The organism is Serratia sp. 506_PEND (assembly GCF_001076875.1).
In the GTDB taxonomy this organism is placed as follows: Bacteria; Pseudomonadota; Gammaproteobacteria; order Enterobacterales; family Enterobacteriaceae; genus Serratia; species Serratia marcescens.
The window spans coordinates 1-23,613 of the sequence record NZ_JVEL01000342.1 but is presented as its reverse complement, the minus strand read 5'-3'; the positions used below and the strand labels follow the sequence as shown (position 1 = coordinate 23,613).

22 protein-coding genes are annotated in these 23,613 nt (G+C 61.6%); 11 read left to right on the top strand and 11 right to left on the bottom strand.

All coding sequences use genetic code 11. The features are described 5' to 3' along the window. Positions 1-404 precede the first annotated feature (404 nt). Genes panM through ADK28_RS10905 form a run of 3 tightly spaced genes read left to right on the top strand, consistent with a single transcriptional unit; the run spans position 405 to position 4,073 of the window. Complete coding sequence (panM, locus tag ADK28_RS10915) at positions 405-797, top strand: aspartate 1-decarboxylase autocleavage activator PanM (RefSeq protein WP_016929466.1); 393 nt, start codon at positions 405-407, stop codon at positions 795-797. Beyond that, the gene (locus ADK28_RS10910) at positions 794-2,011 is read left to right on the top strand and encodes a DUF3142 domain-containing protein (RefSeq protein WP_048795667.1); all 1,218 of its coding nucleotides are present in this window, start codon (positions 794-796) and stop codon (positions 2,009-2,011) included. Before panM ends, ADK28_RS10910 begins: the two co-directional genes overlap by 4 nt. Before the next feature lie 43 nt (positions 2,012-2,054). Next, positions 2,055-4,073, top strand: a complete 2,019-nt coding sequence (locus tag ADK28_RS10905; protein ID WP_152929690.1) for a hypothetical protein — start codon at positions 2,055-2,057, stop codon at positions 4,071-4,073. A gap of 64 nt (positions 4,074-4,137) precedes the next feature. Here the strand turns inward: ADK28_RS10905 and rpoH are convergent, their stop codons facing one another. The 4 genes from rpoH to ftsY all read right to left on the bottom strand — a co-directional run bounded on the left by rpoH (position 4,138) and on the right by ftsY (position 8,470). Beyond that, positions 4,138-4,995, bottom strand: coding sequence for an RNA polymerase sigma factor RpoH (rpoH, locus tag ADK28_RS10900; protein ID WP_004934345.1), 858 nt, complete (start codon positions 4,993-4,995; stop codon positions 4,138-4,140). Positions 4,996-5,311: 316 nt separating this feature from the next. Continuing rightward, complete coding sequence (gene ftsX / locus ADK28_RS10895; protein ID WP_033636680.1) at positions 5,312-6,265, bottom strand: permease-like cell division protein FtsX; 954 nt, start codon at positions 6,263-6,265, stop codon at positions 5,312-5,314. After that, complete coding sequence (gene ftsE, locus ADK28_RS10890; protein WP_004934337.1) at positions 6,255-6,926, bottom strand: cell division ATP-binding protein FtsE; 672 nt, start codon at positions 6,924-6,926, stop codon at positions 6,255-6,257. Before ftsE ends, ftsX begins: the two co-directional genes overlap by 11 nt. A 5-nt stretch (positions 6,927-6,931) precedes the next feature. Beyond that, positions 6,932-8,470 (bottom strand): signal recognition particle-docking protein FtsY, encoded by a 1,539-nt coding sequence (gene ftsY / locus ADK28_RS10885; RefSeq protein WP_048795665.1) that lies wholly within the window; start codon positions 8,468-8,470, stop codon positions 6,932-6,934. Between the two features lie 242 nt (positions 8,471-8,712). Here ftsY and rsmD point away from each other — a divergent pair, with 242 nt between their 5' ends. Beyond that, complete coding sequence (rsmD, locus tag ADK28_RS10880; protein WP_016929471.1) at positions 8,713-9,333, top strand: 16S rRNA (guanine(966)-N(2))-methyltransferase; 621 nt, start codon at positions 8,713-8,715, stop codon at positions 9,331-9,333. Beyond that, complete coding sequence (locus ADK28_RS10875; protein ID WP_004934327.1) at positions 9,323-9,595, top strand: DUF1145 family protein; 273 nt, start codon at positions 9,323-9,325, stop codon at positions 9,593-9,595. Before rsmD ends, ADK28_RS10875 begins: the two co-directional genes overlap by 11 nt. Positions 9,596-9,598: 3 nt before the next feature. Here ADK28_RS10875 and ADK28_RS10870 read toward each other — a convergent pair whose 3' ends face one another. After that, positions 9,599-9,955 carry a DUF2500 domain-containing protein gene (locus ADK28_RS10870; RefSeq protein WP_028127633.1) on the bottom strand — a complete coding sequence of 119 codons (357 nt, stop codon included), beginning with the start codon at positions 9,953-9,955 and terminating at the stop codon, positions 9,599-9,601. Positions 9,956-10,115: 160 nt separating this feature from the next. Between ADK28_RS10870 and ADK28_RS10865 the strand changes: the two genes are divergently transcribed. Further along, positions 10,116-10,742: a lysoplasmalogenase gene (locus tag ADK28_RS10865; protein ID WP_016929474.1), complete on the top strand. Its 627-nt coding sequence runs from the start codon at positions 10,116-10,118 to the stop codon at positions 10,740-10,742. A gap of 40 nt (positions 10,743-10,782) precedes the next feature. Here ADK28_RS10865 and ADK28_RS10860 read toward each other — a convergent pair whose 3' ends face one another. Together ADK28_RS10860 and ADK28_RS10855 are read right to left on the bottom strand one after the other, a co-directional pair. Next, complete coding sequence (locus tag ADK28_RS10860) at positions 10,783-11,160, bottom strand: AprI/Inh family metalloprotease inhibitor (RefSeq protein ID WP_033639004.1); 378 nt, start codon at positions 11,158-11,160, stop codon at positions 10,783-10,785. 55 nt (positions 11,161-11,215) lie between these two features. Next, the gene (locus tag ADK28_RS10855) at positions 11,216-12,679 is read right to left on the bottom strand and encodes a serralysin family metalloprotease (RefSeq protein WP_016929476.1); all 1,464 of its coding nucleotides are present in this window, start codon (positions 12,677-12,679) and stop codon (positions 11,216-11,218) included. 682 nt (positions 12,680-13,361) lie between these two features. Here ADK28_RS10855 and ADK28_RS10850 point away from each other — a divergent pair. Beyond that, on the top strand, positions 13,362-15,680 hold the full coding sequence (locus ADK28_RS10850; RefSeq protein WP_048795664.1) for a zinc/cadmium/mercury/lead-transporting ATPase: 2,319 nt from the start codon (positions 13,362-13,364) through the stop codon (positions 15,678-15,680). Positions 15,681-15,760: 80 nt separating this feature from the next. Here the strand turns inward: ADK28_RS10850 and tusA are convergent, their stop codons facing one another. Then, positions 15,761-16,006 carry a sulfurtransferase TusA gene (gene tusA / locus ADK28_RS10845; protein WP_025304890.1) on the bottom strand — a complete coding sequence of 82 codons (246 nt, stop codon included), beginning with the start codon at positions 16,004-16,006 and terminating at the stop codon, positions 15,761-15,763. A 220-nt stretch (positions 16,007-16,226) separates the two neighbouring features. On the opposite strand from tusA, the gene ADK28_RS10840 reads away from it, so the two are divergent. The 3 genes from ADK28_RS10840 to ADK28_RS10830 all read left to right on the top strand — a co-directional run bounded on the left by ADK28_RS10840 (position 16,227) and on the right by ADK28_RS10830 (position 18,006). Next, entirely contained in the window at positions 16,227-16,886 is a 660-nt protein-coding gene (locus tag ADK28_RS10840; RefSeq protein ID WP_016929479.1) for a 7-cyano-7-deazaguanine/7-aminomethyl-7-deazaguanine transporter, read from the top strand. Positions 16,887-16,927: 41 nt separating this feature from the next. Further along, positions 16,928-17,362, top strand: a complete 435-nt coding sequence (locus tag ADK28_RS10835) for a GNAT family N-acetyltransferase (protein ID WP_048795663.1) — start codon at positions 16,928-16,930, stop codon at positions 17,360-17,362. Positions 17,363-17,442: 80 nt separating this feature from the next. Continuing rightward, a complete protein-coding gene (locus ADK28_RS10830) occupies positions 17,443-18,006 on the top strand; it encodes a DcrB family lipoprotein (protein ID WP_016929481.1) in 564 nt (187 codons plus the stop codon). 33 nt (positions 18,007-18,039) lie between these two features. On the opposite strand, the gene glpC is transcribed toward ADK28_RS10830, so the two are convergent. Genes glpC through glpA form a run of 3 tightly spaced genes read right to left on the bottom strand, consistent with a single transcriptional unit; the run spans position 18,040 to position 22,143 of the window. Then, positions 18,040-19,239, bottom strand: a complete 1,200-nt coding sequence (gene glpC, locus ADK28_RS10825) for an anaerobic glycerol-3-phosphate dehydrogenase subunit GlpC (RefSeq protein ID WP_048795662.1) — start codon at positions 19,237-19,239, stop codon at positions 18,040-18,042. Then, positions 19,236-20,504, bottom strand: a complete 1,269-nt coding sequence (gene glpB / locus ADK28_RS10820) for a glycerol-3-phosphate dehydrogenase subunit GlpB (RefSeq protein ID WP_048795661.1) — start codon at positions 20,502-20,504, stop codon at positions 19,236-19,238. Before glpB ends, glpC begins: the two co-directional genes overlap by 4 nt. Further along, the gene (gene glpA, locus ADK28_RS10815; protein WP_048795660.1) at positions 20,494-22,143 is read right to left on the bottom strand and encodes an anaerobic glycerol-3-phosphate dehydrogenase subunit A; all 1,650 of its coding nucleotides are present in this window, start codon (positions 22,141-22,143) and stop codon (positions 20,494-20,496) included. The genes glpB and glpA overlap by 11 nt, the downstream gene beginning before the upstream one ends. Positions 22,144-22,507: 364 nt before the next feature. Here glpA and glpT point away from each other — a divergent pair. After that, positions 22,508-23,613, top strand: a 1,106-nt coding sequence (gene glpT / locus ADK28_RS10810; RefSeq protein ID WP_048795659.1) for a glycerol-3-phosphate transporter, incomplete at its 3' end; no start/stop codon positions are given.

The window sequence follows — 23,613 nt, the reverse complement described above, 5'->3', positions numbered from 1 at the left end:
CGCAAATCCCCATCTGTCGTTGTGAACGTACCTGTTGTGTTTGCCTGCGCCCGATCGTTATTGACCGCTTTTGTTATAAGTAATAATGATTTAGGCGCTTTGTCGGCATTATTTTCTAATAAGACTTTATTTTTCATGCCATTAAACAGGAATTTTCTGCTGCAAATCAACTTCATCAGGCAGAAACAAGCGGTGTAAACAGGATAAAATTCGAATTAAATCTGCGCCGTTTACCTTGAGGCGTAGCGCGTTGTGCTGGTTAACAATCCCTTTACTAACTATTTACTCGGAAAATGCCCCGTGCAAAAAACATATTGCACAGTAATCGTACAGAAAAACTTACACAACGCTCTGCACAAGATCTATTACACTGTCGGCATCATTTAGCTGCGCGGAAATTCTGCATGAAACTGACCATCGAGCGCCTGACCGCGCTATCCCCGCAAGACCTTATCGACCTCGGTAAAATTTGGCCGCACCAGCAGCCGGAACAGTGGCAGCGCTGGCTGAGCGACGGCAGGGCGCTGTTCGCCGCCCGCTTCAACGAGCGTCTGCTGGGCGCGGTGAAAATTGCGCTGCAGGACGACCGCGCCGAACTGCAGGATCTGCTGGTGCGCGAAGTGACGCGCCGCCGCGGCGTCGGTCTTTACCTGGTGCAGGATGCGCAGCGTCAGCTGCCGCAGGTCGCCCACTGGCAGCTGTCGACCGCCGGTCTGGCGCCGCGCGAACGCGGGGAAGTCGATAACTTCATGCGCGCCTGCGGCTTTGCACCGCAGGGCGATCTCTGGCAAAAATGAAACGCCGGTTGGCGGCGCTGGTTTTGATTGCGCTGGGGTTGGCGGCCTGGTTCGCCGGGCATCAGCAGGCGCTGCGCCTGGCCTCAGGTTGGGATCAGCAGGTTTATGTCTGGCAGCGGGTGTGGACGCCGCAGCACGCCGATGCGCTGGCGCACAGCCGCGATCTGTTCAGCGGGGTGCGAGTGCTGGCGCTGCAGGTGCATCCGCGTGAAGGCTGGCGGGAAATCCCGGCCGATCTCAACCTGCTGAAGCAGGACGGCCGCCCGCTCTGGCTGGTGGCGCGCCTCGACGGCCAGCTGCCGCAGCTGGACCAGGCGGCCATTATCCAGCGCCTGCTGGCGCTCACCCAGCGCTGGCAGGCGGCCGGGCTGCCCGTCACCGGCGTCGAGATCGATCATGACGCCGCCACCGCCCGCCTGCCGGACTACCAACGCTTTCTGCAGCGGTTACGCCAACGGCTGCCCGCCGCTGTGCAGCTCGGCATCACCGCCCTGCCGGCCTGGATCGGCTCGCCCGACCTGCCCGGCGTACTGCAACAGGCCAACAGCTCCGTCCTGCAGGTGCATGCGGTGCTCTCGCCGCAGCAGGGGCTGTTTGACGGCCCCTTGGCGCTACGCTGGGTGCGGCAGTACGCCGCCGTCACACCGAAGCCGTTTCGCGTCGCGCTGCCGGCTTATGGCATGGCGCTGCTGGGGTTTGATGCGCAGGGCGCGCAGGTGGAGAGCGAATCCTCGCTGCGCGTGGCGGGCAACGGCCGTGAGCTGACGGTCGCGCCGCAGCAGATCGCCGATTTTCTGCAAACGCTGGCGCAGCAAACGCCGCCCCGGCTGCGCGGCATTATCTGGTTCCGCTTGCCGCTGGCGGACGATCGGCGCGCCTGGTCGCTCGCCACGCTGCGAGCGGTGATCGAACGGCGGCCGCTGAATGTCGACTGGCAGGTAAAATTTAGGCCTCAGCCACAGCAAAACGGGCTGTATGATCTGATAATTCATAACAACGGGCCGGTGGACGCCCCGCTGCCGCAAGAAGTCATCATCCGCGCCGACGACTGCCTGGCGGCGGACGCGGTCAGCAACTACCGGCTGGAGTCCGCACCGCAACGGCAACGCTTTATTCGAATCAGCGGCGATCAGCTGCGCGCCGGACAATCCCGGCCGCTGGGCTGGCTGCGCTGCCAACAACTGACGCCAGGAGGCACCCTTGTCACACCTTGATACGCGCGCGGCACGGAACACCCGCCGCCTTCTTCCGCTGGCCATGCTGATCGGCGCCGCGCTGGCGCTGCCGCTGAACGGCTATGCCTGCGGCCCGGATTTTCCTAACCGGCTGCTGATCGACCGCAACGGCACCCTGCTGTATATGCCGGAGGGCAATTTCGCCTTCGAAGCCGGCCGGCTGGTGCCGACGGATAGTCAGTTGCCGCACTGGCAGGCCCCGCCGCCGCCGATGCCGCCGAAACCGATGCCGCAATCGCCGGAAACGATCGCGATCGGCAAAATGCGCGCCGCCAAAACGGTGGAAGAGGCTGACGCCGTCAATACGCAGGGGCTGTCCAACGCCGCGCGTCTCTATCAACTGGGCGCCGTGGCTTTCGCCAGCCACGATCCGCGCGCCGCAGACTATTTCCAGCAGGTGCTGAAGCTACCGGCCGCCGAGCAGGGCGACTGGGGACTGCGGGCGCAGTATTCGCTGGGGCGGGTACTGATGGCGGACCACGGGACGCCGGTGAATGAATCTGGTGAAACCACCCCCGCCGCCGAGCATCCGCCAAAAGCCGCGCTTGAACAGGCGCTGGCGGCATTCCAGCAGGTGATCGATCGGGTGAAAAACGGCGTCGCCGATCCCGATCAGCTGGCGCTGAGCAGCCTTGGGCAACAGGCGCGCATTCACCTGTGGCTGGGTGACGTCGCCCCCGCCGCCCACCTGTACGCGCAACAGGCGGCGCAGGGCGATCCGAGCGGCGGGCAGTCGCTGCAGTACGTCTCCAGCCTCCTGGTCAACCCCGACCATTTGGACACGCTGAAACAGATTATCGGCGATCCGTTGATCCAGCAGTTGGTGACCATTGAGCTGTTCGCGCGCAGCGGCAACCTGCAAATGGCGGATACCGACGGCAACGGCCGCTCCGCCCAGATCATCAGCCAGATCCTGACGCTGCTGGACGGCTCAGTGAAAAGCGGCTTCGCCGGCAGCGATCGGCTGGCGGCGCTGGCTTACCGTTCGGGGCAATACCCGATGGCGGCGAGCCTGCTGAAAAACGCCGGCGACAGCGGCCTGGCGTGGTGGCTGCGCGCCAAAATGGCGCTGCGCGACGGCGACGTGAAAGCCGCCACCGCCGCCTACGCCAAGGCGGCAAGCGCGTTCCCCGCCGACGAAAGCTGGGGTGAACAGCGCAACGCCGACTTCGTCGCGGAAACCATCGTGCCCGAGTGCCGGGTGGCCGGCGAACAGGCCATCCTGGCGCTGAACCGCGGCGACTATCTGCAGGCGATGGACCTGCTGTATCGCGGCAAAGCGCTCTACTGGGCCGACGTGGCCGACGTGGCGGAGCGGGTGCTGACCGTCGATGAGTTGAAAGGCTTTGTCGATAAGCACGCACCGGCGCCGACGACGCCGCTCAAGCCGGTAAACCCGGACGACTACGGCGGCCAGCAGATCACGCCGGAAGTGCAGCTGCGCGAACTGCTGGCGCGGCGGCTGATGCGCGTCGGACGCGCGCCGGAAGCGCTGGCCTATTTCGATATCCCCAACTACCGGCAAGCGGCGCAGCAGTATGCCGATGAGCTGAAGGCCGCCAAGGACAAATCCACCGCGCCGCTGACGCGCGCGCAGGCTTACTATCGCGCCGCCAACCTGCTGCGCGCTCAGGGGCTGGAGTTTACCGGGTATGAGATGACGCCGGATTACGCCATCTATGGCGCCGGCTATTCCTATCTGGGGGATGCGTTCGATACTCGCGAGCTGAAGCATAAAAGCTGGATCGACAGCGCAGAAGCGGCGCGCGCCAAGGCGGCGCTACCGGAGGAAGACAACCGTTTCCTGCACTATCGCTGGCAGGCGGTGGGGCTGGCGCAACAGGCGGCCGATCTGCTGCCGCCGAAGAGCCAGGCCTATGCCGCCGTGCTGTGTAACGCCGCCAGCTGGGTTATCAAGCGCGACGCCAAAACCGGCCGCGCGCTTTATCAGCGCTATATCAACACCGGCACCCGTTATCCGTGGGCGGCGAAATTCGGCTACGACTGCCCGGCGCCGGACTTCGCGACCGTGGCGCCATAACGCCGAATTTCAGGCACTAAAAAGCCCGGCTTGCCGGGCTTTTTTTATCGAATCTCGCATCAACTCAGGCTTCGATCGCCATTTTGAGTTTCTTCATGGCGTTCTTTTCCAGCTGGCGCACGCGTTCGGCGGAAACGCCGTACTGATCGGCCAGCTCCTGCAGCGTCGACTTGTTGTCGTCGTCCAGCCAACGGGCGCGAATGATATGCTGGCTGCGCTCGTCCAGACCTTCCAGCGCATAGGCCAGTTTGTCTGCGGCGTTGCTTTCCCAGTTATCTTCCTCGATGCCTTCGGCGAAGTCCGAGCTCTTGTCCTGCAGGTACAGCACCGGCGCCATCGACTGGCCATCGCGGGCCTCGTCGTCCGGAGTCGGATCGAACGTCATATCCTGCGCCGCCATGCGCGATTCCATCTCGCGCACGTCTTTGCTGGTTACGCCCAGCTCGCGGGCCACCAGTTCCACTTCGTCCTGGTTGAACCAGCCCAAACGCTGTTTGGTTTTGCGCAGGTTAAAGAACAGCTTGCGCTGCGCTTTGGTGGTCGCCACTTTCACGATGCGCCAGTTGCGCAATACGTACTCGTGGATTTCCGCCTTAATCCAATGCACCGCAAAGGAAACCAGACGCACGCCGACTTCGGGGTTGAAGCGGCGAACGGCTTTCATCAGGCCGATGTTGCCTTCCTGAATCAGATCCGCCTGCGGCAGACCATAGCCTGAATAGTTGCGGGCAATATGAGCGACAAAGCGCAGGTGAGACAGGATGAGCTGCTTAGCGGCATCCAGATCGCCCTGATAATGCAGCCGTTCAGCCAGCTCCCGCTCTTCCTCTGCCGTCAGCATCGGATAGGCGTTGGCTGCCCGGATATAGGCTTCCAAGCTACCTTGGGGTACTAAGGCTAAAGTTTGCATTTCTTTGGTCATTCAAACCCTCTCTATGAGAATACAAAATCATGCAGGTGATTATTACAGCGGGGAAATGATTGATTCTACGGCAGTTGCTGAAGCAAAAGCGGTTCCACACGCCGGGCACCTTAACATTTGCTGCAATTTTTGACCGTACTCCGCCCTAAAAGTTCACCCTTGTTGCAAGCATTGTCGCTGACAATACGTGACGAGGGTGCAGGCCGATAGGGAATTTGTGCGCTAAGAAGAGAGGGATGGTGCTGACTTCGCTTGAGGTCACTCTTCTCCCGCAACGCGATCAAAAGCAGCAGGAGAAGAGTATACCAAAAAAATCTTACTGTGGTGTAAATCGGCGTAAATGTTGCACCGTCGCCAGCCAGGCGGCGATCCAGCCGATCATCGCGGAGATGATCAGCAGCAGCAGCGCCTCATCCCAGCCCAGCCCGTGCAAGGTGAAGGTGGTGCCGAACACCTTGGCCACCCCGGCGACCACCGACTCCAGCTGCCACACCAGCGCGCCGGACAGCACCAGCGACAGCAGCGCGCCGGCAAAGCCCAGCATCGCCCCGCCGTTGAGGAACGGCCGCAGGATAAAGCCGTCGGTGGCGCCGATCAGCTTCATCACGTTGATGGTGTCGCGGCGGCTGAAGATGCTCAGACGCACGCTGTTGCCGATCACCAGGAACACCGCCACGATCATCAGCACACCGATGATCGCCGCGATCTGGCCCGCCAGCCCGGTCAGCGCCGCCAGGCGGGCAAACCAGCTGTCATCCATACGCACTTCTTCCACGCCCTGCACCGCCGCTACGCGATCGCGCAGGGTGTTGAGGGTATCCGAACTCTGGAAGCTCATCTTCGGCGTGACGATCGCCACCGCCGGCAGCGGGTTCTCTTCCAGCATGTCCAGCGCGCCGCCAAAGCCCGACCAGTTGCGGAACTCGCCGCGCGCTTCTTCACGCGACAGGTAGTTCACCTTCTCCACGCCGGCTTCCGCCTTAATGGCGTCGAGCACTTTCAGCGCCGCGTCGTCATCGAGCGATTTATCCAGATAGACGGTCAGCTGCGGCGTCGGATACCACTGGCTGGCCGCGGTGCTGACGTTTTTCCACACGATATAGCACACGCTCGGCAGCGTCAGGGAAATGGCGATCACCATCACCGTCAGCAGCGTCGCCAACGGCTGACGCAGCATGTCTTTGATGGCGTTCATCCAGGCGTAACGCCACTGTTCGCGCCAGCCGCCGCGCAGCGCCTTGCTCTTGGCGGTTTTTGCGTTATTGGCCATGGTGAGCGCCTCCTTGCATGCGGCCCTGGCTCAGCGTCAGGATGCGGTAATTGCGGCGGGCGATAAGCCCGGTGTCGTGCGTCGCCATCAGAACGGTCACGCCGACGCGGTTGAATTCTTCAAACAGGCGCAGAATGCCTTCCGACAGCGCATCATCCAGGTTACCGGTCGGTTCATCCGCCAGCAGCACCGCCGGCTTGTTCACCACCGCGCGGGCGATGCCCACGCGCTGCTGCTCACCGCCGGACAGCTGAATCGGGAAGTTCTTCGCTTTATCCAGCAAACCGACCTTGTCCAGCGCGGCGGAAACGCGGCGGCGGATATCTTCGGTGCTGGCGCCGGCGATGATCAGCGGCATCGCCACGTTGTCATACACCGTGCGATCCAGCAGCAAGTGGTGATCCTGGAAGATCATGCCGATCTGCCGACGCAGGAACGGCACCTCGCGGTTTTTCAAGCGGCTGATGTCGTGGCCGCCAAACCAGATGTGGCCGGCGCTGGGCCGTTCGATACCGCAAATCAGTTTCAGCAGGGTACTTTTCCCCGCGCCGGAATGGCCGGTCAGAAACGCCATTTCCGCCGGGCGCAGATGGAAATCGACCCCCTGCAGCGCTTGCCGTCCGCCCAGATAAGCTTTACTGACCTGTTCAAAGCGAATCATCCGTATTAATCCTCTCGGGCAAAAAGTGCCTCAATAAAATCGTCAGCCTTAAACGGCCGCAAATCTTCGATGCCTTCCCCGACGCCGATATAGCGGATCGGGATACCGAACTGATCGGCGATGGCAAAGATCACCCCGCCCTTGGCGGTACCGTCCAGTTTAGTCAGCGTGATGCCGGTTAAGCCCACGGCCTCATTAAATAATTTCGCCTGACTGACGGCATTCTGGCCGGTGCTGGCATCGAGCGTCAGCATAACCTCATGGGGGGCCTGGTCGTCCAGTTTTTTCATGACGCGGACGATCTTCTTCAGCTCTTCCATCAGGTGCGATTTGTTCTGCAGACGGCCGGCGGTATCGGCGATCAACACATCGATGCCGCGCGCCTTGGCGGCCTGCACCGCATCGAAGATCACCGAAGCGGAATCCGCGCCGGTATGCTGCGCCACCACCGGAATGCGGTTGCGTTCGCCCCACACCTGCAGCTGTTCCACCGCCGCGGCGCGGAAGGTGTCCCCCGCCGCCAGCATCACCGACTTGCCCTCCGCCTGGAACTGACGCGCCAGCTTGCCGATGGTGGTGGTTTTACCCACACCGTTCACGCCGACCATCAGGATGACATACGGGGTTTTCCCGCTGACATCCAGCGGCCGATCGACCTTGGCCAGAATTTCGGACATTTCCTCCTTCAGCTTGCCGTACAGCGCTTCGGCGTCTTTCAACTGCTTGCGGCTGGCGTGCTGGGTCAGGGAGGTGATGATCTTGCGCGTGGTGTCCACGCCGACGTCGGCGATCAGCAACTGTTCTTCCAGCTCGTCGAACAGGTCGTCGTCGATCTTTTTACCGCGGAACAGCCCCATAAAGCCGGAACCGAGGTTTTGCTTGGTCTTCAGCAGGCTGCGCTTCAGGCGCGCGAAGAAGCCCTCTTTGGTCGGGCGCTCCTGCTCTTGCGCAACGGCCGGCACGACAGGTTCCAGCGGCTCTTCTTCCGGCTCGGGCTCGATGACCGGCTCAGGTTCGACGACCGGCTCGGGTTCGATGACCGGCTCAGGTTCGACCACCGGCTCGGGTTCAACCACTGGCTCGGGCTCGACGACCGGCTCGGGTTCAACCACTGGCTCGGGTTCGACGACCGGCTCAGGTTCAACCACTGGCTCAGGCTCGACGACCGGCTCGGGTTCAACCACTGGCTCGGGTTCGACCACCGGTTGCTGCTGCGCCGCCACTTGCTCGGTGACGCTGACGATCTCTTCAGCCAACGCTTGCGGCGCCGCCGGATGTTCAGCCGCCGCCGGTAGGTTTTCCGCGATTTGTTCACCGGCCTGACCGTTATCCCACTCTCCCGGGGTGTCGACGGAGGCGGCAGGTTCAGATTCCTGGGCGGGGAGCTTGTCATCCAGCTTGGCGGCGGCCGGTTCAGCCGGCGTCTCCGCGGCCTGAGGTTCCGCCTGCTCTACCGACGGCTCAGGTTGCTGTTGCTCTTCTTCCTTTTCCTTCTGGCCAAAGCCCAGCCAGGAGAAAAACCCACGTTTCTTATCTTTTGCCATGTTATGACTCTACTCCGTACCGAAGGCTCGCTTACCCTCCATACCTGAAGGATATATGCTGACAATAATCCGCCGAGTCTATCACTTTCCCTCGCGCAGCAACACGCATCCGGCATGCTTTCCGGCGTGAAATCAGACAACAACGTTTTACCGTTCCCCCCGACGCCCGTCACCGGTAGAATAGGGACAACTTTTCGTTAACCTCGGCGGCCCCGCGCCGCGAAAGAAACCAAACAACGCTTATGACAAGACTCTCGCCACGGGCGGCGGCCAAAAAACCGCCCCAGGCCGCAGCCGGACAGATCCGCATCATCGGCGGCCAATGGCGCGGCCGCAAACTCCCGGTGCCGAACAGCCCGGGGCTGCGCCCCACCACCGATCGAGTGCGCGAAACCCTGTTCAACTGGCTGGCGCCGGTGATTCAGGGCGCGCGCTGTCTGGACTGCTTCGCCGGCAGCGGCGCATTGGGGCTGGAAGCGCTGTCGCGCTATGCCGGCAGCGCCACGCTGCTGGAATTCGAACGGCCGGTGGCGCAGCAGCTGGAAAGAAATCTGGCGCTGCTGCAAGGCAAAGGGGTGGTTATCAACACCAACGCGTTGAGCTGGCTGGCGGGTGACGGTCAACCGTTCGACGTGGTCTTCCTCGATCCGCCGTTTCGCAAAGGTCTGCTGGCGGAGACCGCCCTGTTGCTGGAACAGCGCGGCTGGCTGGCCGACGAGGCCTGGATCTATGTAGAAGCCGAGGCGGAAAGCGCCGCGGCGGACGTGCCTGCCAGCTGGCAGCTGCACCGGGAGAAGGTCGCCGGCCAGGTGGCCTATCGCCTTTATATTCGTTCGCAAGAGAAAACCGATCATGCTGATTAATCTGGGCCGCCTGCTGATGCTGTGCGTGTGGGGCTTCCTGCTCTCTAACCTGTTCCATCCATTTCCCAAGCCGCTGAAGTATTTCATCGACGTGGCGCTGTTCTTTATGGTGGTGATGCACGGCCTGCAGCTGGTGCTGTTGAAATCCACCCAGCCGAAGGATCAGCCGATCAGCTACTGGCAAGAGGCCAAGATCTTTATCTTTGGCGTGTTCGAGCTGCTGGCCTGGCAAAAGAAACAGCCGCCCATCAAGAAGAAGTGACCGCTACGGCTGAGCGGTGAACGAGACGAAGCGCGTGCCCTGCATGTTCAACGTGCCCTGCGCGCCTTTTTCAATCGGGTTGTACTGCCATTGCTTCAGCCGCAGCTGGATGTCTTCACCGCCCTGGTTCGGGCTGAACACCACCTCGTAATACATCGGCTCATTGACCAGCGGTTCGCGCTGCGGCGCGCGGGTCTTGGCGACCGGCACCGCGCGTTTGTCGCTCACCGTCACCTGCAAACTGCGCATCGGCGCGCGATCGTTTTCCGCCTCCTGCTGGCGCTGTTTGAAGTAGCGTTGCGTGGCCAACACGGCGATCAACGCCATCACGGCGACAAAAAACAACGGTGGCTTACTCATCGGTTTCCCATTTCCTTCGCGGCTAAATCAGCGTAAACATAGCATTCTCAAGAAAGCATTGTCGATCGCCGGCAGGCTACCTACACTGAAATGAAGAAGTGACATGGGTGACAGTTTGGAGCCGGTTGTTGCGGCTCCCTCATACATAAGGAAGACATAAATGAGTTGGCCGTTCCTTGCCGTATTCTTTTCCGGTTGGCTGTTCGTCGACGCCTCTTACCGTGGGCCGCGCTGGCAGCGCTGGGTGTTCAAACCCGTCACGCTGCTGTTGCTGTTGCTGCTGGCCTGGCAGGCGCCGGTGCTCGGCGCGGCGGGTTATCTGATCGTACTCGGCCTGCTGGCGACGCTGATCGGCGACGCATTGCTCCTGTTGCCGCGCGAACGGGTGCTGTACGCCATCGGCGCCTTTTTCCTGTCCCACCTGCTGTACACCCTGAGTTTCGCCAGCCAGATGACGTTCAGCCTGTTCTGGCCGCTGCCGCTGGCGCTGCTGGCGATCGGCGCACTGCTGCTGGCCACCGTCTGGACCCGGCTGGAAGAGATGCGCTGGCCGATCGTTACCTACGTGGCGATGACGCTGCTGATGGTCTGGCTGGCGGGCGAACAATATTTCCTGCGCAGCACCGATTTCGGCTTCTCGCTGCTGATCGGCACCTCGCTACTGCTGCTGGCCAACGTGGTTTGGCTGCTCAACCGCTACCGCTTCACCTTCCGCGCGGCGGACGCCATCGTGGCTTTCTGTTACTTCTCCGGCCACTTCCTGATCGTGCGTTCGCTCTACCTGTAGAGACCTGCCGCGGGTTCGGCGCGCCGAACCCGTTTCTTCATCAAGCCAGCGCTTTCAACGTCAAAGCCTCATCCGCACCCAGCTGATTGCGGTACAGATCGCCGTCGCGCGAGAAGAAGGCCAGCGTGCTGCCATCCGCCCGCAGCAGGGCGATGCCGTCCGGCGCCGGGCGCCAGCCCACCACTTCCGCCGCAAACACGCTCTGCAAACACTGTTGCCGATCCACCAGCTGATAGCCGTTGGTCTCGCTTTGTTCATCCGCCAGAAACTCGATTTGGCATTGCCGTTCGCTGTCGGCCACCTGCCATTGTCCCGCCAGCGACTGCGCGGTCGGCAATGCCAAACTGCCGGCCATCACCGCGCTCGTCACCATCATGCCGCCCGCCGCCAAGGCGGTGCGCGCTAAAGTGCCTTTCATACCGGGCTCCCGCATCACGCCCGGCCGAGACTGCGCCGGGCGTTCCGTTGCTGTGTTACACGATAAAGTCCGTGGCGACGTCTACCTGGCCGACGATTTTCACCAGGAAGTCCGGCGCCTGATGCCCACCGATATTCACCGACAAATCGGTCACGTTGCTGGACGCGTTGTAGCTCAGCAGCGCCTCACCGGCCGTGCCGCTGAAGTGATCGACGAAGTGAATGAAATCGCTGCTCTGCGCTTCTTTATTGAAGAACGACAGGTCGATCTTGTCGATCCCCTTCTGGAAGTCGCGGATCCAGTCTGAAGCGCCCGGTGCGGAATCGCTGGCGGCAGAGAACACGAAGATGTCTTTGCCGGCACCGCCCCACAATTCATCCGCCCCGCCGCCGCCGAACAGCACGTCGTTACCCGCGCCGCCTTTCAGCACGTTGTTGGCCGCGTTGCCGACGATCACGTCGTTGCCGGAACCGCCAATGGCGTTCTCAATGGTCACACCGGCGGCGATCGAGACGTTGCCCTTCAGGCCGCCCACGTCGGAGAACGATTTCTCGTTCAGGTTGATGCGCTGGTTAGCGGTGTAACCGGAGAAGTCGAAGGTATCGTTGCCGCCCGCATCCCAGGCCGCAAAGATCACTTTCTGCGAGTTGCTGGTGGTGCTGAGGAAGTCACGACCGGTATTGGAGTTAAAGCCGTACACGGTGTCGCCGGTGCGGGTCGACAGGTTGGCGCCATACAGATGCTGAATGGCGGCAATGTCATCCAGCAGCGGAGCCGCGGCATAGTGACCGCCGTTGTCGCCACCGGTATTGGTTTCACTCCAGTAGCTCATCAGGCTGAACTGGCGGGTATCTTCCGCATAGGTGACATCTCTATAGGTCGGGTTGCCCTCACCGGCGTTGTAGTCGCCCGGGTGGCTCAGACCCAGCGCATGGCCAATCTCATGGGTGAACGTCTGGCGGCCGTAGTCTTCGGTCGCCGGATGCTTCACGTTGGATTGGTTGACGTTGTACCAAGTCTGGCCGCCCAAATCCTGGCCCTGCCAAATGGTGTTCGGCAGGAAGGCGTAGGCCTGGGTGCCGTAATCATAGTGGCCGGGACGATCCTGGCTGTAGTTGCCGAAGGTGATATTGGCCTTTTGACCGGCCGCCACTTCGGTGAAGGTGATATTGGCGACGTCGGCCCAGGACTGCAGCGACAGCTTAGCCTGCTGCTGCTGTTCCGCGCTGAACTTGCTCAGCCCGGTGTCGCCGGCGACGTTGGTGGAAGAGAACTTATAGTCCGGGAACGAGAAGGTTAATTTGACCGGCTGGCCAAATACCTTGTAACCGTTCCAGGTTTGGTTCTCGCGGGTAATAAACAGCCCAGCTTGCTCGTTAGAAAATGAATCCTTGCCATTAATCTGAATCCCGTTACCCCGCTCATGATAATGCAGCAGGTCGTCTACAGCATCGTAACCGGTTGTCGCGGCAGCGAGGCTGGATTCAGTAATTTCAATTGCCTTTTTAGTAGATTGCATTGGTTCGATTCCACTCATTACCTGATTGATATCAATCAGACAGATAGACATAACCTCCCCGTAAGCCACGGTTAATGAACCTCAAGCTTGCTGGAAGGGGCTTATGCACCGTTACCGGCAGTGTGTTAGGTAGAATTAATGCATATATATCAGCAAATAAGATCACCATTAAAAATGGTAATCGATTCCAATTATAGGCAGGACCGTAAAACTGCACATAAAATAATCAACCATTTATTATCGCAACGAAAGTTTGTTATGCTGCTTTTTAGGCTTCTTTACAAAGCAAATGAAACTTGATGAGGATAAGTTGGCACCAAACTTCAATAGCAATGCGGCCTGCAGACTCAAGCGAATCATGCTGGCTTTACTCGGGGGAAAAGGTAAATTTTGCTAAAGCGTTATAGATTAATAACTCTTTATTATTAGGTCGGGCGATTTTTTAGTTTCTATAGGAATATTATTTTCTTATTTAAACTAACGGCAGCGAGCCTTTTCGCCCAAATAGGGGATAAGAAAAGCCGATATATTTAAATTCGCATTATTCATTATTGAATGAATCCCCCTTTTCTACGCCCGAACGCCGTTAGCAATAATTCTCATCCGGCGCTTGACTCTGGAGTGGACTCCAGGGTGTAGAGTCAGCTGAGCAAACCCGTTTAACAGCCCGAAGGGGGACGTTATGCACAATCAGCAAAACCATAATCATCAGGAACATCACCACGCCGAAGGCGGCTGCGGCTGCAACCACAGCCACAGCAAAACTCAGCATGGCTGCAGCAGCGAGCCGAAAAACGCCGCCGCACAGGCCGAACACGCCCACCATCATCACGATCATGGCGATAGCGGCTGCTGCACCGCCGCCCCCGACGATCCGGACGAGGAAAGCGACAGGCTGGCCGCCGCTCCCCCTTCCGGCAGCCAACGTTTCAGCTGGAAAGTCACCGGCATGGACTGCCCCAGCTGCGCCAAAAAAATCGAAAATGCCGTCACGGCACTTCCCGGCGTCGACAGCGCGCGCGTGTTGTTCGCCACCGAGAAACTGGTGGTCGACGCGCAGTCCGATATCAGCCTGCGGATCCAGGACGCGGTCGCCCAGGCCGGTTTTACCCTGCTCGGCGCTCAAACCGCCAAAGCCGCCGCGCCGAAAACCTCACGCTTCGGCGAATTCGCGCCGCTGCTGCTGTTAACCACCCTGATGGTGGTCAGTTGGGCGCTGGATCGGGTTAACCCGGAGCTGGGCCGCATCGCCTTTATCGCCACCACGCTGGTCGGGTTGGCGCCGGTCGCCGCCAAGGCGCTACGTTTGATTCGTTCCGGCACGCCGTTCGCCATCGAAACGCTGATGAGCGTGGCGGCCATCGGCGCGCTGTTCATCGGCGCCACCGCCGAAGCGGCGATGGTGCTGCTGCTGTTTATGGTCGGCGAACTGCTGGAATCCTACGCCGCCAACCGCGCACGGCGCGGGGTGACGGCGCTGATGGAGCTGGTGCCTGAAGATGCGCTGCTGCTGCAAGGCACGGAACGCAAACGCGTGCCGGTCGCCAGCCTGCGCCCCGGCGACGTGATTGAAATCGCGCCCGGCGGGCGCCTGCCGGCCGACGCCGAGCTGCTCAATCCGTTCGCCAGCTTTGACGAAAGCGCCCTGACCGGCGAATCGGTGCCGGTCGAGCGCCAACAGGGTGAGAAAGTGGCCGCCGGCAGCCTGTCCGTCGATCAGGCGGCGCAGATGAAGGTGATCTCCGAGCCTGGCAAAAACGCCATCGACCGCATTTTGCAGCTGATTGAAGAGGCCGAAGAGCGCCGCGCGCCGATCGAACGCTTCCTCGATCGCTTCAGCCGCTACTACACCCCGGCCATTATGCTGCTGGCGGTCGCGGTGATCCTGGTACCGCCGCTGCTGTTCTCACAGCCGTGGGAGACCTGGATCTATCGCGGCCTGACGCTGCTGCTGATCGGCTGTCCATGCGCGCTGGTGATCTCAACGCCGGCGGCCATCACATCCGGGCTGGCGGCCGCCACGCGGCGCGGCGCGCTGATTAAAGGCGGCGCGGCGCTGGAGCAACTGGGCCAGATTCAAACCATCGCCTTCGATAAGACCGGCACCCTGACCGAAGGCAAGCCGACGGTCACCGACGTGCTGCCTATCGGCGCGCTGACCGAACAACGGCTGTTGCAGCTTGCCGCCGCGGTGGAAGCCGGTTCACATCACCCGCTGGCGCAGGCGATCATCAACCGCGCCGCCGCAAGCGGGGCTGAGTTGCCGTTGGCGCAGGCGCGCCGCGCGCTGGCCGGCGTCGGCGTGGAAGGGATCGTGGACGGCAAGACCGTGTTGATCAGTGCGCCGGGCAAGCTGGCGCCGGGCCTGCTCGCCACCCAATGGCAGAGCCAGGTAGACAAGCTGGAAAACGCCGGTAAAACGGCGGTGGTGGTGCTGGAAGACGGCGCGCCCATCGGTTTGCTGGCGCTGCGCGATACGCTGCGCGGCGACGCCAGGCAGGCGATAGCCGAACTGAACGCGCTGGGCATTCGCGGCGTGATGCTGACCGGCGACAACCCGCGCGCCGCCGCGGCGATCGCCGGCGAGCTGGGCCTCGACTATCGCGCCGGTCTGCTGCCGGAAGATAAGGTCAGCGCGGTCACCGAACTGAGCGAACTGCGCCCGACGGCGATGATCGGCGACGGCATCAACGACGCCCCGGCGATGAAAGCCTCCAGCATCGGCATCGCCATGGGCAGCGGCACCGACGTGGCATTGGAAACCGCCGACGCCGCCCTGACCCACAATCGGCTGGTGGGCGTCGCGGAGATGATCCGCATCTCGCGCGCCACCCACGCCAATATCCGGCAAAACATCACCATCGCGCTGGGGTTGAAAGGGGTCTTCCTGATCACCAGCCTGCTGGGGCTGACCGGGCTGTGGCTGGCGGTGCTGGCCGACTCCGGCGCCACCGCGCTGGTCACCGCCAACGCGCTGCGGCTGTTGAGAAAGCGCAGCTAAGTTTGGAAACAAACACGGGCGCGGCATACCGCGCCCGTTGTCATTTGGGGAAGGGAACTTTTAACTCGGCCGCGCCGCCGTTATACGCCTTTACGCAGCAGATAACGGTATGGCGCCTGCTCGGTCTCCTGCGCCACCAGCGTGTGCTCCATAAAGCGGCAGAACCCCGGGATATCGCGGGTGGTGGCCGGATCGTCGGCGATAATCAGCAGCGTTTCGCCGTTGTCCATATGGCGCACGGTTTTGCGCACCATCATCACCGGTTCCGGGCAACGCAGCCCCAGCGCGTCGAGCGTCTGGTCTGCCTGGGCAAATAAGTCAGTCATGCAATTTTTCTCGTTCAAAAACGATCGGCGAACGCTCGCCGCATCTCATTAGCGCCTAGTTTACGCCGGTAGTTTTTCTGCGCAAGATGCGTTAACGTTTGCGTTAAATTTAACCATTGCATTGGTTGCGCAAACGCGTATCATGCCGCCGCGCAGCGTTTTTTGCTGTTTTGACAAGACACACTGGGTTCCCTCACCCCACTGCTAAAAAGGCTACAACATGTATTCGTTTACCGCACAGCAGCGCTTCACCGCGTTGGTCTGGCTTTCGCTGTTTCATATCGCCATCATTACCTCCAGCAACTACCTGGTGCAGCTGCCGATCACCGTTTTCGGCTTCCATACCACCTGGGGCGCCTTTACCTTCCCGTTTATCTTCCTGGCGACCGATCTGACCGTACGCATTTTCGGCGCGCCGCTGGCGCGACGCATTATCCTGGCGGTGATGGTGCCGGCGCTGTTCATCTCTTATGTGATCTCCACCGTCACCTATCAGGGAGAATGGCAGGGCTTCGCGGCGCTGAGCAGTTTTAACCTGTTCGTGGCGCGCATCGCCGTCGCCAGCTTTATGGCCTATGTGCTCGGCCAGATCCTCGACGTACACGTCTTCAACCGCCTGCGCCAACGCAGCGCCTGGTGGGTGGCGCCGGCGGCGGCGATGTTCCTCGGCAACATCAGCGATACGCTGGCGTTCTTCTTCATCGCCTTTTATAAGAGCAGCGATCCCTTCATGGCCAACAACTGGGTGGAGATCGCGCTGGTGGATTACAGCTTCAAGGTGATGATCTGCCTGCTGTTCTTCCTGCCGATGTACGGCGTGTTGCTGAACATGCTGCTCAAACGCATCGCGGCGCGCAGCGGCGGCCTGCAGCCGGGCTGAGTCGTGCTATTCTGGGCGGCCCTATCCTTTGGAGGCCGCTCATGACCCCAATCGTCCGCACCGCCACGCTCGAAGACATCCACCGCCTTTACCAACGCATCCCCGAATTCGGCGGCCTGCACAGCCTGGGCGATCTGCAGCGGCGCATCGGCGCCGCCCCCGCCAGCCTGTTGATCGCCGAGATAGCCGGACAGCCGGCCGGTTTCAAACTCGGTTATCAACGGCAGGAAACGGTGTTTTACAGCTGGCTGGGCGGCGTGCTGCCGGCATTTCGTCGCCACGGCGTGGCGCAGGCCTTGTTGGCTGAACAGGAACGTTGGGCGCGGGCGCAGGGCTATCGCCAACTGACGGTCAAAACCCGTAACCGGTTCCGCGCCATGCTGACGATGCTGATCGCCCACCACTATCAGATTGTTCAGCTGGAAAAGAAAGGCGAAGTGGCTGATTATCGGCTATTACTGGAAAAAAACTTGTGACAACATCTGCCTTGCATTTCAACCTGGAATAGGTTGCGATACGACAGTGAATCCCTACCGGAAAGGAAGAAGGAAGCCCGATGCGTAAAGTAGCGAAATTGATGGGTATCAGCCTGCTGGCGCTTGGCCTCGCGGCCTGCGACGGCGAAACCAAAGACACCAAGGCAGCGCCAGACGGCGCGGCGGCCAGCGCGCCGGCCGGGCAGCAGGTGAGCCTGCTGGACGGTAAACTGGCGTTCACCCTGCCGGTCGGCATGGCGGATCAGAGCGGCAAGCTGGGCAACCAGGCCAACAACATGCATGTTTACGCAGACAGCACCGGCCAGCGTGCGGTGATCGTCATCTTGGGCGACAAGACCGCCGACAGCCTGGAGACTCTGGCCAAACGCCTGGAGAATACCCAGCGCGCGCGTGACGCCAACCTGCAGGTGATCACCAACAAGGCGCTCGACGTCAACGGCGTGCCGCTGCGTCAGCTGGACAGCATCATCACCAGCGGCGGTGAAAAGGCTTATTCTTCCGTCCTGATCGGTTCGCTGAACAACAACATGCTGACCATCCAGGTAACGCTGCCGGCAGACAATCAGCAGCAGGCGCAGACTGAAGCCGAAGGCATTATCTCTACCCTGAAGCTGAAGCAGTAATCCCGCAGGGGCCGGCCTGCCGGCCCTTTCGTTTTATGCCAGCGCCTGCGCCAGCAGGGTGATCGGATGTTCGCAGCGCTTGCTGGTGGACATTTCGATCTGCCATTTGCAGGTCTCGCAGTCGGTCACCACCAGATCCACCCCGCTCTCTTCTATCTGCCGGAACAGCGGCGCGCCGATGCCTTGCGACGTGGCGTAGTTCTCCGATTTGAACCCGTAGGTGCCGGCGATGCCGCAGCACTGCGAATCCAGCACCACCAGCTCCAGCCCCGGTATCTGCCGCAGCAGCTCCAGGGTGTAGGCGGTCCAGCCCATCTTCTCCATATGGCAAGGCGTGTGATACGCCACCCGCAGCGGCGTGCGTTTCAGCGGCAGGCGGCGCCCCTGATTGATCAGGCGATAGAGATAGCGCGTCGCCAGCTCCACCCGATCGCGCACCGGGGTAGTGTCTACGTCCAGCAAGTGGGGGTATTCGTCACGCAGGGTGAAGGTGCAGCTCGATGAAGTGGCCACCACCGGAATGCCGCGCTCCAGCACCGTTTCATGCAGCGACTCGGCGTTAACCCTGGCCTGCTTTTTGGCCTGCTCAATAAACCCGTTGGCGATCAGCGGCACGCCGCAGCATTTCTCGCGCTTCAGCAACTGCACGCCGATATCCAGCGCATTGAACACCCGGATCAAATCCTTGCCCAGCTGCGGGTGGTTATAGTTGACGAAGCAGCCGTGGAAAAACGCCACCTGCTCGGCGTAACGCTGCTGCGCCTGCGCCTGTTGCCGGTACCAGCGGCGGAAGGTGCCGAACGAGTATTTCGGCAGTTCGCGGCGGTGATCGATCTTCAGCGCCTTGTCCAGCAGCTTGCGCACCGGTTTCAGCCCGGTGGCGGCGTTGACGATCGGCGCAAATGGCGTCGACAGCGAGCCCATGATATCGGTGTGGCTGAGGATGGCGTCACGCAGCGTCGGCTTGCTCTGGGCGAAGTCGGCGCGGGCGCGCTGAATGATGTCGCCGATTTTGACGTCGGACGGGCAGGCCACTTCACAACGCTTGCAGTTGGTGCAGTATTTCAGCGCTTCGTCGTACAGCGCCGGGTCTTTCAGCCGCAGCCGCTCGCCGTCCGGCCCCGCCTGTTTCGGCCCCGGATAGAGCGGGTTCACTTTGGCGACCGGGCAGTAGGTGGTGCAGACGGTACATTTGATGCAGCTTTCAAAGCTGTGGTCTTGATGCAGGCTCATACGCACTCCTCCGCGGCGATCTGCTGCGCGACGTGCAGCGCGCCGATCAATGACACGCCGGCGCCGCAGCCCTGCTGCAGCGGATCGTAGCCGCCGGCGACCGCGCCGATGGCATACAGATTGTCGAACGGCACTCCCTGCTTCATCGCCCGCAGCCTGCCGTCGGTGCGCACGCCAAACTGCAGATAAGGCTGCGGCGCGAACAGCTCGCGCCGGCTCCAGTCGGCGCGATCGGCGCGGCTGTGCACGTCCAGCCCGAAGATCGGCTCACGCACCCGGTCGAAATCGGCCACCAGCCCATTGCTGAAGAAGCTGCCGCTGGCCAGCACCACCTGCTGCGCCCGCAGCGGAATATCGCCGTGGTTGCGGGTGTACAAACCGGTGATGCGACCGGCCTCGCTCTCGGCGCGCAGCACGCTGTCGCCGGGCATGAAAACGCCGCCCAGCTGTTGGAAACGCCGCCGCAGCGCCTGATGCAAGCGCATGCCGGGCACCGAAGGCGGCAGCGTCGGCAGCAGCCGGATCGGCTTGCCGACCGCATCCTGCAGCACCGCCAGCGACGCGTCGTCCTCCAGGCCCAGACAGGCCGGCAGGAAGAGCGCCTCGGTCTCGCCCGCCAGCCGCCGCAGCTCCTCGGCCATCGGCGGCAGGCTTTCCATCAAATCCAGAACCCGGGCGATGTTCACCGCGCGGAACTCGCTGGGGTTATTGCGCAATCTGTCCAGCGCCGGCATGTGCAGATAGGCTACCTCCGTCTCTACGCCGAGCTCGCGGCTCAAGGCGTCGGCGGCCATCTGCGGCTGGAAGTCGAGGAACCCTTCGATGCCGATCACCGCGATGCGCCGCCACGGCAGTTGGCCGGTCAGCGGCAGCGTCGGGATCGCCTGCGGGCTGAGCCAGGTGGTGCGGCGCGTGCCCAGCGGCGTAATGCGCAGATGGTTGTTGGCTCCCTCGCCCTGCAGGTGCAGCCCGCAGCGCTCCAGCAGCCGCTGTGCGGCGGCGGACAGCGCCGCCACCCGGCCGGGCCCGATCAGAGAATACGGATGCTGCGGAGCCTGTTGCGCCAGCTGCGGCAACGCCGCCAGCGGCATCTCGACCGGCGTGCCGTCCGGCAATCTCGCCAGCAGATCGAGCGAGCCGGAGGAGAAGTAGAGCGCGCTCTGGCCGGAACTGACCACCGCACAGCGTTTGCCCAGTTCGGCCACGGCAATGGCGCAGCTCAGGCCCGCCAGGCCGCCGCCAATCACCACTACGTCAAATCGCATCATCCGCCTCCTGCTCTTTGTCTGCCTGGGCCTCAAGCCCGCATAATCCCTGGTAAACCCAACTGGTAAATTCACTCTCGCGCAGCGCGTCGCCCCAGGCGATCGGCCGCACGCCTTTCCAGCGTTCGTTGAGGAACTGCGACAGCTGCGCGATGGATTGCTGCGGCGTGCTGACCTTGAAGCGCGTCAGCAGTCCGGCGGCGCGGCAGGCGCAGAGTTCCCCCTGGCAGGTGCCCATGCCGACGCGGGTGCGGCGACGCAGATCCACCAGGTTATTGACGGTCAGCGAATTGACCGCATAGCGCACTTCCCCGGCGGTCACCGCCTCGCATTCGCACACCAGGCTGGTGTCGAGCCGATCGGCCGCCGGCACCTGGCTGGCGCGATCGCCGTGCCGGTAGATCGCCGAGCCGCGAATGCTGGCGGGCAGTGAGACCACGCTGCGCACCGTTTCCTCCGCCGACTGGCGGGATCCTGGCAACGCGTCCTGCGCGGTGGTGCACGGACGGTTTACGCCAAGCTTTTCGCACACCTTGTCGGTGGCCCACTCCGCCATCAGGCGGTAGGTCATCAGCTTGCCGCCGGTGATGGTGATAAACCCTTCCAGCCCGTCGCGGGCGGCGTGATCGAGCAGCACGATGCCGCGGCTGACGTTGCGCCCGCTGGGATCGTCGTCGCTGGCGACCAGCGGCCGCACCCCGGCATAGGCGCGCAGAATACGGGTCTGCGCCAGGGTGGGCGCCAACAGCGCCCCCTCGCGGATCAGAATGTCCACCTCCTGCGGGGTCACCAGCATGTTATCGATTTGGTCGTAGTCGATATGGGTCGAGGTGGTGCCGATCAGCGAGATGGTGTCGCCCGGCACCAGGATGTCGGCGTCCGCCGGTTTGCGGCAGCGGTTGATCACCATATTGTTGATGCGGTGACCGAGGATCAGCAGCGCCCCCTTGGCTGGGAACATGCGGATGCGCAAATCGGCGTATTCGGCGATCTGCTGGCCCCAGATGCCGGCGGCGTTGACCACCACCGGTGCGTGCAGCTCATAGCGCCGCTGATTCTGATGGTCGTAAACGCGCACGCCCGTCACCCGGTCGCCGCTGCGCAACAATCCCACCACCTGGTGGTAGGTCAGGATCTGCGCACCGTGCTCGCGCGCGTCCAACATGTTGGCGGCGGTCAGCCGGAAGGGATCGACGGTGCCGTCCGGCACCCGCACCGCGCCGATCAGCGCCGGGTTAGCCGCCGGCTCCAGCCGCAGCGCCAGCTGCGGGTCGATCGCTTCGGCGTCGATATCGGCCTGGCGACAGGCGGCGATAAACTGTTGCTGATAGTCCAGCGAGTCTTGCGGCAGGGTGATGAACAGCCCATCGGTGCGTTCGATACAGTGATGCGCAATGCGTTTCAGGATGCGGTTTTCTTCGATGCACTCGCGCGCCGACTCGCCGTCGGTCACCGCATAGCGCGCGCCGCTGTGCAATAAACCGTGGTTGCGGCCGGTGGCGCCGGTAGCGATGTCGTGGCGCTCCAGCAAAATGCATCGCAGGCCGCGCCGCGCACAGTCGCGGGCAATGCCTGCGCCGGTGGCGCCGCCGCCGATGATGATCACATCCGTTTCGCCGCCGTCAAAATAGCTGCTCATGTCGCTCCCTCAGGATCGGTAGTTATGAGCCTATTGAGCCACGGTTATTGGGGTCTTTGTTTGATAAGGAACAATAACGAACATAAAACGAAATAAAAATGACCACAAAAAACCATCAATGTGATCATAATCACGATTTTTGGACGTTTTTCTATTTCATAACGTTAACGAATCGCTCAAAATCCGCCGTGGTTTCATGAAAGTGTAACAATTGCGCCATTCGTCACAGCGACACCAGGCGTATTTGATGACAATGGCGCTCGTTATGGAACACAAAAACACCACATTCGATATCCGCTCAATCATCAAATGAACGTAAAAGGTCATATTGATGTGATAACAGATAAAGCCATCGGAGGCGCTCATGTTGAGTATTTTTAAGCCGGCCGCACACATCGCCCGTGTGCCGAGCGATAAGGTAGATCCGCTCTACCGTAAGCTGCGCTGGCAAATTTTCCTGGGGATCTTCTTCGGTTACGCCGCCTACTATCTGGTGCGTAAGAACTTCACCCTGGCCATGCCTTACCTGATCGAACAAGGCTTCAGCCGCGGCGACCTCGGCTTCGCGCTGTCGGGCATCTCTATCGCCTACGGCTTCTCCAAATTCATCATGGGTTCGGTTTCCGACCGTTCCAACCCGCGAGTGTTCCTGCCTGCCGGTCTGATCCTGGCGGCGGCGGTGATGTTGTTCATGGGCTTCGTGCCGTGGGCCACCTCCAGCATCGCCATCATGTTCGTCCTGCTGTTCCTGTGCGGCTGGTTCCAGGGCATGGGTTGGCCGCCGTGCGGCCGCACCATGGTGCACTGGTGGTCGCAGAAAGAACGCGGCGGCATCGTTTCCATCTGGAACTGCGCCCACAACGTGGGTGGCGGCCTGCCGCCGCTGCTGTTCCTGCTGGGCATGGCCTGGTTCAACGACTGGCACGCGGCGCTGTACATGCCGGCCTTCGGCGCCATCCTGGTGGCCCTGATCGCCTTCGCCCTGATGCGCGATACCCCGCAATCCTGCGGCCTGCCGCCGATTGAAGAGTACAAAAACGACTACCCGGACGACTACAGCGAAAAAGACGAAGAAGAGCTGACCGCCAAGCAGATCTTCATGCAGTACATCCTGCCGAACAAGCTGCTGTGGTACATCGCGGTCGCCAACGTGTTCGTCTACCTGCTGCGTTACGGCATTCTGGACTGGTCGCCGACTTACCTGAAAGAAGTGAAGCACTTCGCGCTGGACAAGTCTTCCTGGGCTTACTTCCTGTACGAATACGCCGGTATCCCGGGCACCCTGCTGTGCGGCTGGATGTCGGACAAAGTGTTCAAAGGCAACCGCGGCGCCACCGGCGTGTTCTTCATGACGCTGGTGACCATCGCCACCGTGGTGTTCTGGATGAACCCGGCCGGTAACCCGACCGTAGACATGATCTGTATGCTGGTCATCGGCTTCCTGATCTACGGCCCGGTGATGCTGATCGG

What these genes read in the sequence shown, in the direction of transcription:
- panM (WP_016929466.1), top strand. Translation starts at nt 405, where the DNA reads ATGAAACTGACCATCGAGCGCCTGACCGCGCTATCCCCGCAAGACCTT.
- ADK28_RS10910 (WP_048795667.1), top strand. Translation starts at nt 794, where the DNA reads ATGAAACGCCGGTTGGCGGCGCTGGTTTTGATTGCGCTGGGGTTGGCG.
- ADK28_RS10905 (WP_152929690.1), top strand. Translation starts at nt 2,055, where the DNA reads ATGCTGATCGGCGCCGCGCTGGCGCTGCCGCTGAACGGCTATGCCTGC.
- rpoH (WP_004934345.1), bottom strand. Translation starts at nt 4,995, where the DNA reads ATGACCAAAGAAATGCAAACTTTAGCCTTAGTACCCCAAGGTAGCTTG.
- ftsX (WP_033636680.1), bottom strand. Translation starts at nt 6,265, where the DNA reads ATGGCCAATAACGCAAAAACCGCCAAGAGCAAGGCGCTGCGCGGCGGC.
- ftsE (WP_004934337.1), bottom strand. Translation starts at nt 6,926, where the DNA reads ATGATTCGCTTTGAACAGGTCAGTAAAGCTTATCTGGGCGGACGGCAA.
- ftsY (WP_048795665.1), bottom strand. Translation starts at nt 8,470, where the DNA reads ATGGCAAAAGATAAGAAACGTGGGTTTTTCTCCTGGCTGGGCTTTGGC.
- rsmD (WP_016929471.1), top strand. Translation starts at nt 8,713, where the DNA reads ATGACAAGACTCTCGCCACGGGCGGCGGCCAAAAAACCGCCCCAGGCC.
- ADK28_RS10875 (WP_004934327.1), top strand. Translation starts at nt 9,323, where the DNA reads ATGCTGATTAATCTGGGCCGCCTGCTGATGCTGTGCGTGTGGGGCTTC.
- ADK28_RS10870 (WP_028127633.1), bottom strand. Translation starts at nt 9,955, where the DNA reads ATGAGTAAGCCACCGTTGTTTTTTGTCGCCGTGATGGCGTTGATCGCC.
- ADK28_RS10865 (WP_016929474.1), top strand. Translation starts at nt 10,116, where the DNA reads ATGAGTTGGCCGTTCCTTGCCGTATTCTTTTCCGGTTGGCTGTTCGTC.
- ADK28_RS10860 (WP_033639004.1), bottom strand. Translation starts at nt 11,160, where the DNA reads ATGAAAGGCACTTTAGCGCGCACCGCCTTGGCGGCGGGCGGCATGATG.
- ADK28_RS10855 (WP_016929476.1), bottom strand. Translation starts at nt 12,679, where the DNA reads ATGCAATCTACTAAAAAGGCAATTGAAATTACTGAATCCAGCCTCGCT.
- ADK28_RS10850 (WP_048795664.1), top strand. Translation starts at nt 13,362, where the DNA reads ATGCACAATCAGCAAAACCATAATCATCAGGAACATCACCACGCCGAA.
- tusA (WP_025304890.1), bottom strand. Translation starts at nt 16,006, where the DNA reads ATGACTGACTTATTTGCCCAGGCAGACCAGACGCTCGACGCGCTGGGG.
- ADK28_RS10840 (WP_016929479.1), top strand. Translation starts at nt 16,227, where the DNA reads ATGTATTCGTTTACCGCACAGCAGCGCTTCACCGCGTTGGTCTGGCTT.
- ADK28_RS10835 (WP_048795663.1), top strand. Translation starts at nt 16,928, where the DNA reads ATGACCCCAATCGTCCGCACCGCCACGCTCGAAGACATCCACCGCCTT.
- ADK28_RS10830 (WP_016929481.1), top strand. Translation starts at nt 17,443, where the DNA reads ATGCGTAAAGTAGCGAAATTGATGGGTATCAGCCTGCTGGCGCTTGGC.
- glpC (WP_048795662.1), bottom strand. Translation starts at nt 19,239, where the DNA reads ATGAGCCTGCATCAAGACCACAGCTTTGAAAGCTGCATCAAATGTACC.
- glpB (WP_048795661.1), bottom strand. Translation starts at nt 20,504, where the DNA reads ATGCGATTTGACGTAGTGGTGATTGGCGGCGGCCTGGCGGGCCTGAGC.
- glpA (WP_048795660.1), bottom strand. Translation starts at nt 22,143, where the DNA reads ATGAGCAGCTATTTTGACGGCGGCGAAACGGATGTGATCATCATCGGC.